The sequence below is a fragment of the Micromonospora sp. NPDC023869 genome (assembly GCF_055559695.1).
On sequence record NZ_JBVHKD010000001.1, the window covers coordinates 1 to 12,043 of the forward strand.

Consider the following 12,043-nt stretch of genomic DNA (forward strand, 5'->3'; position numbering starts at 1 on the left):
AGTCCAGCGCGCCCTGCGCGATGCCGAGCGCCTGCGCGGCGATGGTGACCCGGGTGTGGTCCAACGTCTTCATCGCGGTGGCGAAACCGGTGCCCTCGGCACCGATCATGCGGTCTGCCGGGATCCGCACGCTGTCCAGGTAGACCTCGCGGGTCGGCGACCCCTTGATGCCCAGCTTCTTCTCCGGCGCACCGAAGCTGACGCCCGGATCGGACTTCTCGACCACGAAGGCGGAGATGCCCCGGGAACGCGCGGTCGGGTCGGTGACGGCGAAGACGGTATAGAACTCGGACACCCCGGCGTTGGTGATCCAGCGCTTCACGCCGTTGAGCACCCAGTGATCGCCGTCGCGCACCGCCCGGGTGGTCATCGACGCCGCGTCGCTGCCGGCCTCCGGCTCGGACAGGCAGTACGAGAACATTGCCTCACCGGCGGCGACCGGGGTCAGGTAGCGGCGCTTGAGATCGTCGGAACCGGCCAGCAGCAGCGGCATGGTGCCGAGCTTGTTCACCGCCGGGATCAGCGAGGACGAGGCACAGGCCCGGGCGACCTCCTCGATCACGATCGCGGTGGCCAGCGCGTCGGCACCCGCCCCGCCGTACTCCTCGGGAATGTGCGGGGCGTGGAAGTCGGCGGCCCGCAACGCGTCGTATGACGCCGTGGGGAACTCACCGGTCTCATCGGCCTCGGCCGCCTGTGGCGCCACCTTCGCCGTACAGACCTCACGGACGGCTTCCCGGATCGCCTGGTGCTCCTCGGGCAACCGATACACATCGAACGACTGCTCTGCGGGCATGCCGGCCCCTCCCCTTCACCGCTACTATGCGCAGTCTGTAGCGTCACCTGGACGGCCATCGCGCAGACTGAAGGATAGTCACCACCGTCCGAGAAATGTTACCGGCGCGTAGGCTAAGCCGGAACGGCGCATCGACGCCGCTCGGCGATGATGGAGCACAGACAGCAGAACGACCCCCCTCCGGTGCCCCGCCAGGTGCCGCAGCGGACCGCGACGCGACCACGCGCCGCCAGTGCGAGCGGAGAGACAGGCGTGACCATCCCGTACCCGAACACCCAGCCGATGCCCGCCATCGCCTCGGTGACACCCCCCTCGGGTGCCTCCCGACCTCGGGTGACCTTCCTGGGCACTGGCTATCTCGGCGCGACCTACGCCATCTGTTACGCCGAACTCGGCTACGAGGTGCTCGGATTCGACGTCGACGCCGACAAGATCGCCAAGCTCAACGCGGGTGAGGTGCCGATCCACGAGCCCGGCCTGGACGAGCTGCTCCGGCGCAACCTGGCCGCCGGGCGGCTGCGGTTCAGCACCGACATCGCCGAGACCGCCGACTTCGGCGACGTGCACTTCATCTGCGTCGGCACCCCGCAGCGCGCCGACGGCATGGGCGCCGACCTGTCGTACGTCGAGGCGTCGGTCACCGGCCTGGCCCAGCACCTGACCCGCAAGGCGCTGATCGTGGGCAAGTCCACCGTCCCGGTCGGCACCGCCGAGTGGGTGGAACAGCTCGTGGGCAAGCACGCCTCCGTCGACCTGGGCGTCGAGGTGGCCTGGAGCCCCGAGTTCCTCCAGGAGGGCTTCGCCGTCGACGACGTGCTCCGGCCGAACCGGATCGTGGTCGGCGTCAAGAGCGACTGGGCCAACGGCATGCTCTACGCCGCGCACAAGGGCGTCTTCGACCTGGCCGCCACCGAGGACCGCGAGGTGCCCCTGGTGGTCACCGACTTCGCCACCGCCGAGCTGGTCAAGGTCGCCGCGAACGCCTTCCTGGCCACCAAGATCTCCTTCATCAACGCGATGGCCGAGGTCTGCGAGGCGGCCGGCGGCGACGTCACCCAGCTCGCCAAGGCCATCGGGTACGACCCCCGCATCGGCAACCGCTTCCTGCAGTCCGGGCTCGGCTTCGGCGGTGCCTGCCTGCCGAAGGACATCCGCGCCTTCCAGGCCCGGGCCCAGGAGCTGGGTGCCGGTGAGGCGCTGCGCTTCCTGCACGAGGTCGACCTGATCAACCTGCGTCGCCGGACCCGGGTGCTCCAGCTCGCCGCCGACCTGCTCGGCCGTCGGTCCGGTCCGGCCGGCCCGGACCTGTCCGGCACCCGGATCGCCGTCCTCGGGGCGACCTTCAAACCCAACACCGACGACGTACGCGACGCGCCCGCGCTCGCCGTCGCCGCGCTGCTACACAAGGCCGGTGCCGAGGTGCACGTCTTCGACCCGCAGGGCATGGAGAACGCCCGCCGGGCGGTGCCGGAGCTGACCTACGAGCCGGACGTCAACGCGGCGGTGACCGGCGTCGACCTGGTCTGCGTCCTCACCGAGTGGGCGGACTTCCGCAACGCCGACCCGAGCGCGCTGGGCGAACTGGTCACCGGACGGCGCGTGGTGGATGCGCGCAACTGCCTCGACTCGGCACTGTGGACGCAGGCTGGCTGGGAGTATCGGGGGATGGGGCGTCCTTGATCTTGCTTTTCTTGGGGTTGGGGTGGGGTTTTCCGGGGGAGCCCACCCGCTCCGGGCGGTCAGGCTTGATCCCTGCGCGGGCGGGCTCCCCCGGAAAACCTGACTTCCCGCAGGCTGCGTGAGTCGGTCCATCCCCGGCGCGGGGTGAAATCGGGGCCTTCGCTTCGCTCGGCGGGTCCGGGTGGCTCGGTGGGTCGGGTGGCTCGGTGGGTCGGGTGGGTGTGGTCGATCTTGGAGGGGGGTGTGTGACCCGCCGACAACGGTCGAATTCCTGGGCTGCATTGGGCATGCTGCGACAGTGGGAATCCACACTGCGGGTGGAGGGGTGTCGTGGCGAACTTTCAGTGCTCCTCGTGCGGCCAGGAGATCAAGCCGGCCGTCCGCTGCCCGCGCTGCGGTGCCCACCAGCCACAATGGGCCGAGCACCTGGCGGACATCGAGCGGTCCATCGCGGAGATGAAGGCCCGCGAGGCCGCCATCGCCAGTGAGCAACGGCAACTCGCGTCCAAGATGCAGGCCGCGATCTTCCAGCGGGACATCCTCGCGCACGCCGGCAACTCGGGTGACGAACGTCTCAAGCAGTCCGGCCGGTCACGCCGCGTGCTGCGCCGCCGCCCGCCGCGCACCCCCCCGGGCGACGGCACCACCGCCACTGCCGCGACAACCGACCGCACCACCCCGCCGCCACGGCGACAGCCCACCGACGGCGCCACCGGAGCGACGCGTACGCCACCGGGCGACAGCGTCACCTCGACGGCCCGCATGCCTGCCGGCGACGACGCCACCGGGTCCACGCGCGTCCCCACCGATGACGGTGTCACCGGCTCGACGCACATGTCCCCCGGAGACGGTGTCACCGGTCCGACGCGCTTCGCCGACGATGCCGACGGGCCGACGCGTAGGCCGCCGGGCGGTGCTGCCTCGGCCCGTAAGCAACCCGTCGACGGCAGGCGCCGGCCGCCCGGGGACGGCAGCAGCCGGGCGACGTACGGCCCGGCCGGTGGTGACGCCCCGCCACGGGTGCCCCGGCAGGGTGCCGCCTTCGGAGTCGGGGAGCCGCCTCCGGACGCGCCGGTCTGGCTGGACGCCGACGACCCGGAGCACCCGCCGGAAGCCTCCTCGCGCGAGGTGCAGAACATCCCGCTCGGGCTCGGCGCGCTGCTGCTCGGGGTGGCCGCGGTGGTCTTCGCGGTGGTCGCGACCAGCTCGATGGACGCGTTGTCCCGGCTCGGCATCCTGCTGCTCGCCACCGTGCTCATGTTGCTCGCCCCGCCGGTGCTGGTCCGGCGTGGACTGACCTCCACCGCCGAGACCATCGCGGCGGTGGGCCTGCTGTTGGTGCCGCTGGCCGGGTACGCACTCTGGGCCGTCGACGCGATCGGCGCCGGGGGTGCCTCCGGCGCCGTCTTCGCCGGAGTGATCTTCGCGGTCACCGCCGCCGTCTCGGTCGGGTACGCCGGTTGGACGCGACTGCGCGCACCCCGCTTCGCGACCGTCCTGGCCGCCCAGCCGGTGGTGCCGCTGCTGGCCTACGACCGGATCAGCGGACCGGTCGGCTGGGCGCTGGTGCTGACCGTGGTGGCCCTGCTCGACCTCTGGTTGGCGCGCTCCCCGGTCACCGTGGAGCAGTTGCCCGCCGACGAGGCGAGCCCGCCCGGACGGACGCACCCGCCCCGCCAGCGGCAGGCCGAGGGACGGCCCGAAGGAGCGCCGGAAGAGGCCGGTGAGCTGCTGGACCCGACCAACGCCGGGCGTACCGCCACGCCGACCCGGCCGGTACCCGGGCTGCGGGAGCTGACCTGGGTCCTGCACGGCGTCGCGGTCGCGGTCGCCATCGCGTACGCGGTGACCGCCCTGGTGCAGGCCATCACCGTGCCGGGCGCCACCGTGGCCGGCCTGGTGCTGCTGCTGGCCGCCGCCGTCTGCCTGGCCGGGACGCTGGTGCTTCGGCGGCCGCCGCTGCCCGACATCGGCGCGGGCGTGCTCACGTTGGCCGTCATCGGCGCGCTCGGCCGGATCGCCTCGGTGGCCCTGCCCGGTCGCGCCCTGCTGCTGATCGCAGCGGTCATCACGGTCACCGGCCTGGCCGTCCGGGCGGTGCCGGAGTCCGCCCGCCGTGGCCCGCAACTCGCCTCCGCGATCGCGTTGACGGTCACCGGGGTGCTGGTCGCCGGCAGCGCCCTGCGGGCCGGGCTCGCCCCCATCCAGGCCGCCCTGCCGGCCTGGGCGGCGGACCTGGATCAGTATCCGACCGAACTCGCCGCCTCGGTGGGACCGGCCGCCTGGCAGCTCGCCACCAGCGCCTTCCTGCTGACCGTGGCCGCCGTGCTGGCCCTGCCGCCGGAGATCCGCCGCGAGTTCGCGGTGACCGGTGCCGCGTTGACCGCGCTCGCCGTACCCGCCTCCTTCGGGCTGTCCTGGGCGTTGGCGCCCTGGCCGATGGTGGTGACCGCGATCGGGATCGGGGCGGTCGGGCTCTCCGCGCGTACTCCCCGGGCCGCCCTGGCGCACGCGATCGCCGCCACCGGCGTCGGTCTGGCCGGTGCGGGCGCGGCCCTGGCCCGCCCGGCGTCGACCGCCGCCGTGCTGCTCGCCCTCGTGCTGGCCGGCATCCTGATCGCCGCCGCGCCCCGGATCCGGCTCGCCCCGGCGACGGCCGACACCGTCTCCGCCTGGGCCGCCGGAGGCGCGGCCTTCGCCCTGCCCGGAGCGGTCGCCGCCTTCGTCGCGGCGACCCTGCCCACCGACCCGATACTCACCCCCGCCGCGCTGCGGGAGGTGACCGTCCCGGTGCTGGCGGCCAGCTTCCTCGCCGTCTGCGTCACCCTCGGCTACGCGGCCATCGTGCAGGTGTCCCAGCGCCACATTCCGACGCCGTTGTCGGTGGGTACCGGCCTCGGCGCGCTGGTAGTCGCCGCCGCCGGTTTCGGCGCACCGGGCGCCACCGTGGCCGACGCCTGGGTGGGCGCGCTGCTGCTGGTCTCCGCCGTGCTGCTCTTCCTGGCCCCATCTATCGACAGCGGCCGTCGCGCCGACGCCACGATGGACGGCTCCGACCTGGCCGCCGCAGCGGTCACCGCGGCGTTGGTCGCCACCCTGCTGCGGATCGGCACGGTGCTGGCACCGGGCGGGCAACTCGCGGTCGCCGCCGCGCTGGTCCTGGTGGTCTCGGTGGCCGCGCGGGCCATGCCCGAGCAGTGGCGGCGCGGACCGGTGCTCGGCCTCGCCGTCGGCGGGGTGCTGATCGGGCTGCTGGCCGGGTGGATGGCGCTGCGCGGTGGTGTGGGCGTGCTGGCCACCCCCGGACCGATCTGGAACGGCGACCTCAGCGGCTGGCCCGCCGCACCGACCGGCGGTACGACGTGGCAGGGGCCGATCGCGCTGCTGCTGCTCGCGCTGGCCGCCGGCATCCTGCTGCCGCCGCCCTGGCGCTACGACGTCGCCAACGCGGCGGTGGTGCTCGCCACCATCGGCGCCGCCGCCGCGTTCAACCTGAGCTGGTGGTCACCGGTGGTGCTCGGTGCGATGGTCGCCGCGGTCCTCGGCATGGCCGCGGTCGCCGCCGTCGACCCTCGGGCCGGGCTGTCCCGGATCACCGCCGCCGGGGTGGTGGCGCTGCACGCCACCGGCGCCGGTCTGGTCCGGCCGTGGACGACCGCGCTGGCTCTGGCCAGCGTGGTGCTGATCGGTGCGGTGGTGGCGATGCTCGCCCGGTCGATGGCGGAGCCGCTGGTCGACGACATCCACGTCGAGGGAATGCCGCCGCACCTGGCGCAGATCGGCGGAGCGGGCACCGGTGCCGCGCTGCTGGCGCTGCCCGGCGCCACCGCCGCCCTGGCCGTCGAGTTCGGGCACCCGACCCAGGTGGTGCTGACCGCTGGCCTGGCCGCGTCCAGTCTCGGGCTGGCCGCGATCGCCGCCGTCCGCCGCCAGGTCCCGCAGTACCTGCCCTGGGCGAGCGCCGGGGTGGTCGGCGGGGCGAGCGTGACCGCGCTGGCCGCCGTGCCCGTGCACCTGCCGATCGGCGTGTACGCCGCCGCCGCAGCCCTGCTCGGGGTGCTCGCCGAACTGGTCCGGGGGGCCACCGAACCACCGGTCGGCGCGGCGCAGCCGGTTCGCCGGTGGACGGTCCTGCTGGACGGCGCCCTGCGCCGGCTGCCCGACGACGGGAGACGGCGTCGGTGGCGGGTCAGCCCCGCCGCCGGGGCGCTGGCCGCCGCCACCCTGCCGGTCATCCTGGCACTGGTCTCGATCGCCCCGGCGCTGCTGGCCGCGCTGGTCGACCCGCACCGCACGCTCAGCCGGATCTGGCAGGGGCCCCCACCGGAGCTGCTGAACCCTCCGCCGGCCGCGGTGGACCCCACCCATGTGCTCACCGCGCTGCTGCTCACCGTCACCGCGGCCCTGGCCGCCACCGGATTCAGCGGCGGTCGGCGTACCCGGGCGGTGCCGGTGGTGCTGCCCGGCGCCGCGGTGACCCTGCTGATCGCCCCGGTCGCGCTCGGCAGCGGCTGGCCGTCGAGCACCCTCTCTGCGTTGGCGGTGTTCGCCATCTCGATGCTGGGGCTGGCACTGACCCCGCCGCCCCCGATCGAGGAGCGGGCCCGCTCGATCCGGCTGGCCCGGGTCCTGGTCTTCGTGATCGGGCTGGCCGCCGGTGGGGCGGGACTCGCCGGCAGCCTCGCCACCCGGGAGCTGACCCTGTTCACCCTCGCCGGTGGGGTCGCCGTCGGGGTAGTCGCCGCCCTGTACGGCACCACCTCTCGGGCACGCATCCTCGGTTGGCTGTTCGCCTCGCTCAAGGCGCAGCTCCTGGTGCTCACCGCCGGGCTGGTGGCCGGTCTCGCCCCGGTCTGGTCGGCGTTCGGCGTGCTCGCGGTCGGCGCGGCCCTCCAGGTCTTCGCCGCCACACTGCCCCGGTTCCGTCGCCCCGAGGCGCGGCGCGAGGCGGCGACGGTGGAGTGGAGCGGGTACGCCGCCGCACTCATCGCGCTGGCGCTGGCCTTCGACTCACCCCGGCACATCGCCGCGCTGCTGGCCGCCTGGGGTGCGGTCCTCGGGCTCGCCGCCACCCGGCCCGGTCGACGGCCGATGGAACGCCGCATCCTGTTCTGGGGCGTGGTGATCTGCGAGATCACCGCCTGGTGGATCCTGATGTGGGTCGCCGACGTGGCGCTGCCCGAGGCGTACACGCTGCCGTTCGCGGCGTTGGCGCTGCTGGTCGGCGTGCTGGAGTTGCGGCAGCGGGCCGACCTGAGCAGTTGGGTCGCGTACGGCCCGGCGCTGGTCGCGGCCTTCGTACCCACCCTGGCGATCGTGCTGGCCACCGACTCCAGCACGCTGCGGCAGGTGCTGCTGCTGCTCGGTGCGGTGGCGGTGCTGGTCTTCGGCTCGATGACCCGTCAGCAGGCGCCGGTGATCGTCGGCGCGGTGGTCACCGCCATCGCCGCCGTACACGCCCTGTTCAGCCTCGGACCGTGGCTGGTGCTGATCCCGGTCGGTCTCCTGCTGCTCGTGCTCGGCGCCAGCAACGAACGCCGCCGTCGCGCCCAGGAACGCCTCCAGACGGCGCTGCGCGGCATGCGGTGACCGGGCCGGTCGGATGTAAGGAGGGGGCCCCTGCTAACGCCTCGTGCATAGCAGGGGACCCCTCCTAACACACAGCGCCCCTACAGCGAAGCGCGCAGAGCCGCGTCCTTCTCGGCGACGAGCTGCTCCAGATCCGCCTGGTACGCCGACATCCGATCGACGAGCGCCGGCTCGCCGATGCCCAGGATGCGTACGGCGAGCAGCCCGGCGTTGCGCGCGTTGCCGATCGACACCGTGGCCACCGGCACCCCCGCCGGCATCTGCACGATGGACAGCAGCGAGTCCAGGCCGTCGAGGTGCTTCAACGGCACCGGCACGCCGATCACCGGCAACGGCGTGACCGAGGCGATCATGCCGGGCAGGTGGGCGGCACCACCGGCACCCGCGATGATCACCTTCATGCCCCGCCCGGCGGCGGCCCGACCGTAGTCGATCATCTTCACCGGAGTGCGGTGGGCCGAGACCACCTCGACCTCGTACGGCACCTCGAACTCGGCGAGCACGTCGGCAGCCGCCTTCATGGTCGGCCAGTCCGAGTCGCTACCCATGATCACACCGACCGTGCTCACGCTGTTCTCCCTCTCGTTCACGAACTGCGGGGTCCGCACGGTCGCTCCACGGCGTCGCGAAGCCGGCAGGACGCCCGTACGGTCAGACGGCCGCTACGGTCACTCCGCGCCGTCGCGAAGCCAGCGGGCGGCTCGGGCGGCCCGGGCGCGTACCTCGTCCAGGTCGTCGCCGAGCACCGTGACGTGCCCGATCTTGCGACCGGGACGGACCTGCTTGCCGTACAGGTGCACCCGGGCGGTCGGCACGGCGGCGAAGAGGTGGTGCAGCCGCTCGTCGATGGACATGCCGCCGGGCTCGCCACCGAGCACGTTCGCCATCACGACCACCGGCGCGGTCAGCCCGGTGTCGCCCATCGGGTAGTCGAGCACGGCCCGCAGGTGCTGCTCGAACTGCGACGTCCGGGCGCCCTCGATGGTCCAGTGCCCGGAGTTGTGCGGGCGCATCGCCAGCTCGTTGACCACGACCCGGCTGCCGCTCGGGGCCGCCGGATCGGCCACCTCGAACAGCTCCACGGCGAGCAGGCCCACCACGCCGAGCGCGGTGGCCAGGTCGATGGCGAGCTGCTGGGCGGAGACCGCCAGCTCCTCGGCGAGGTCGGGCGCGGGTGCCAGCACCTCGACACAGATGCCGTCCCGCTGCACGGTCTCCACCACCGGATAGACCGCGACCTGCCCGAACGGCGAGCGGGCCACCTGCACCGCCAACTCCCGGCGCAACGCCACCCGCTCCTCGACGATGAGCTTCGTCCCGCCGTCGAACAGGGTCCGCACCAGGTCGTCGGCGACGGCGGCGTCGGCCACCGGCCACACGCCCCGGCCGTCGTACCCGCCCCGGGCCGCCTTGAGCATCACCGGCCAGCCCACCTCGTCGCCGAAGTCCACCACGTCGGCCGGGGCGGTGACGGGTCGCCAGGCCGGATTGGGCGCGCCGAGCCCGCCGAGCCGCTCCCGCATGACCTGCTTGTCCTGGGCGTGCACGAGTGCGTCGGCGGGCGGGAACAGCTTCACCCCCTCGGCGGTGAGGGTGCGGATGTGCTCGGTGGGCACGTGCTCGTGGTCGAAGGTGACCACGTCGCAGCTCTTGGCGAACGTGCGCAGCGCGGCCAGGTCGGTGTGGTCGCCGTACTGGACGTCGGCGGCGACCAGCGCCGCGCCGTCGTCCGGGGTGAGGGCGAGCACGCGCAGCGACTGGCCGAGGGCGATCGCGGCCTGGTGGGTCATCCGGGCCAACTGGCCGCCACCCACCATGCCGACAACAGGCAGACCGGTACGGGAATCCATAGCGGCGTCAGCCTATCCGGGCCGATCGGGGTGCCGGTCGGCGGACACCGGTGTCAGCGCAGTTGCGCCACCAGGTCGTCCACGCCGCTCACCGGCCGTTGGCAGACGAAACCCCGGCAGACGTACGCGGCGGGCCCGCCGTCGAGCAACGGCCGACCGGCCAGCAGCGGCACCCCCGGCTGGTCGGGCTGCCCGGCGACGATCACCGCGCCGGGTGGGGCGTGTCGGTACGCCGCCGCGACCAGCGGATCGTTCGCCGGGTCCCCGGTGACCACCGCGATCTCGGACGGGCCGGCGAGCAGCGCCTCGCCCACGGTGGCCGCGTACCCGGTGAACCGGGCGTGCCGCCCGACGATCGGCGCGACGGTCGCCAACGCCGCCTCGGCCGCCTCCCGGTACCGGTTCTCACCCGTGAGCGCCGCGTAGCTGACCAGGGCGGCGGCGATGGCGGAGCGGCCGGAGGGGGTGGCGTTGTCGGTCGGGTCGGCGGGCCGGGCCACCAAGCGTTCCGCGTCGTCGGCGGTGTCGTAGAACGCCCCGTCGGGGGCGGCGAAGTGCGTCAGGGCGGCGTCGAGCAACTGGCCGGCCAGCTCCAGCCACCGCCCCTCGCCGGTGACCTGGTGCATGGCGCAGAACGCCTCGGCCACGCAGCCGTAGTCCTCCAACACGCCGGCCGGCTCACCGACCCGGCCGTCCCGGGAGGCGCGGCGCAGCCGCCCGTCCACCACGTGCACCCGGGCCAGGTGCTCGGCGGTGTCGCGCATCGCGCCGTCGGCGACGATGACGACCCCGTCGAGCAGGTTCGCCTCGCCCTCGGTGCCGATCCGCCCGGCGGTCTCGACGAGCCGGACGAACTCGGCGAGCGCGGTGACGGCCAGCCCGTTCCAGGCGGCCACCACCTTGTCGTCGCGGGCCGGTTGGGGGCGGGTGTCGCGGACGGCCAACAGCCGACGGACCACGTCCTGCCAGCGGGCGCGAACCTCCGGGTCGGCGTCGTCGACGTCCCGGGCCAGCCGCAGCACGCTCGTGCCGTGCTCAAAGGTGCCGGATTCGACGACCGTGAAGAGGTCGGCGGCCCAGCGGCCGTCCTCCTCGCCGAGCGCCTCGACCAGTTGGGCCGGCGTCCAGGCGTACGTGAGCCCTTCGACGCCCTCGGTGTCCGCGTCCAGCGCCGAGGCGAAGCCCTGACCGGGACGGTGCAGCTCGTCGGCGAGGAACCGGGCGACGTCCCGGGCCACCCGCAGCGCCAGCGCGTCGCCGGTGAGCCGCCAGAGCTGCGTGTAGACCCGCAGCAGCAGGGCGTTGTCGTAGAGCATCTTCTCGAAGTGCGGCACGGTCCAGTGCTCGTCCACCGCGTACCGGGCGAAGCCACCGGCGAGCTGGTCGTGGATGCCGCCCCGGGCCATCGCCTCGCAGGTGTGCCGGACGATCTCCAGGCTCCGCGCCGAGCCGGTGCGCTGGTGGTGCCGCAGCAGGAAGAGCAGGTTCATGTGCGGCGGGAACTTGGGAGCGCCGCCGAAGCCGCCGTGGGTCTCGTCGTACTCGTCGGCCAGTTGGTCGGCGGCGGCGTCGAGCAGGTCGGCGGTGAGCGGGGCGGTGGGCCCGCCGACGGCCTGGGCGCCGCCGATCGCCTCCACCACCGCGGCGCCCTGACGCAGTACGGCGTCGCGCTGGTCCCGCCAGGCGGTGCCGATCGACTCCAGCAGCCGGACGAAGTTCGCCCGGGGGAAGTACGTCCCGCAGAAGAACGGGGTGCCGTCCGGGGTGGCGAAGACCGTCATCGGCCAGCCGCCCTGGCCGGTCATCGCCTGGGTGGCGGTCATGTAGACGGCGTCGACGTCGGGCCGCTCCTCGCGGTCCACCTTGATCGACACGAAGCCCTCGTTGAGCAGCTTGCCGACGCCCGCGTCCTCGAACGATTCGTGCGCCATGACGTGACACCAGTGACACGCGGAGTAACCGACCGAGATGAGCACCGGCACGTCCCGCCGCTTGGCCTCGGCGAACGCCTCCTCGCACCAGGGCCACCAGTCGACCGGGTTGTCCGCGTGCTGGAGGAGGTACGGGCTGGTGGCATCCGCGAGTCGGTTCACCCGACGACCATATCCAGCCGGGCGACCGGCCGCCG

6 protein-coding genes are annotated in these 12,043 nt (G+C 73.7%); 2 read left to right on the forward strand and 4 right to left on the reverse strand.

Translation table 11 applies throughout. The features are described from left to right. A partial coding sequence (locus tag ACZ31C_RS00005) for an acyl-CoA dehydrogenase family protein (RefSeq protein ID WP_465793526.1) occupies positions 1 to 796 on the reverse strand: 796 nt, incomplete at its 3' end. A gap of 252 nt (positions 797 to 1,048) precedes the next feature. Between ACZ31C_RS00005 and ACZ31C_RS00010 the strand changes: the two genes are divergently transcribed. After that, complete coding sequence (locus tag ACZ31C_RS00010) at positions 1,049 to 2,476, forward strand: UDP-glucose dehydrogenase family protein (RefSeq protein ID WP_465793527.1); 1,428 nt, start codon at positions 1,049 to 1,051, stop codon at positions 2,474 to 2,476. A gap of 456 nt (positions 2,477 to 2,932) precedes the next feature. Further along, entirely contained in the window at positions 2,933 to 8,065 is a 5,133-nt protein-coding gene (locus tag ACZ31C_RS00015; RefSeq protein WP_465794328.1) for an SCO7613 C-terminal domain-containing membrane protein, read from the forward strand. 80 nt (positions 8,066 to 8,145) lie between these two features. On the opposite strand, the gene purE is transcribed toward ACZ31C_RS00015, so the two are convergent. The 3 genes from purE to ACZ31C_RS00030 all read right to left on the reverse strand — a co-directional run bounded on the left by purE (position 8,146) and on the right by ACZ31C_RS00030 (position 12,008). Then, positions 8,146 to 8,634 (reverse strand): 5-(carboxyamino)imidazole ribonucleotide mutase, encoded by a 489-nt coding sequence (gene purE / locus ACZ31C_RS00020; RefSeq protein WP_350695631.1) that lies wholly within the window; start codon positions 8,632 to 8,634, stop codon positions 8,146 to 8,148. 99 nt (positions 8,635 to 8,733) lie between these two features. Then, on the reverse strand, positions 8,734 to 9,915 hold the full coding sequence (locus ACZ31C_RS00025; RefSeq protein WP_465793528.1) for a 5-(carboxyamino)imidazole ribonucleotide synthase: 1,182 nt from the start codon (positions 9,913 to 9,915) through the stop codon (positions 8,734 to 8,736). Between the two features lie 53 nt (positions 9,916 to 9,968). Next, positions 9,969 to 12,008, reverse strand: a complete 2,040-nt coding sequence (locus ACZ31C_RS00030; protein WP_465793529.1) for a thioredoxin domain-containing protein — start codon at positions 12,006 to 12,008, stop codon at positions 9,969 to 9,971. Positions 12,009 to 12,043: the final 35 nt, after the last annotated feature.

Bases quoted from the DNA above. Each gene is read 5' to 3' on its own strand.
- ACZ31C_RS00015 (WP_465794328.1), top strand. From the start codon at position 2,933: ATGAAGGCCCGCGAGGCCGCCATCGCCAGTGAGCAACGGCAACTCGCG.
- ACZ31C_RS00025 (WP_465793528.1), bottom strand. From the start codon at position 9,915: ATGGATTCCCGTACCGGTCTGCCTGTTGTCGGCATGGTGGGTGGCGGC.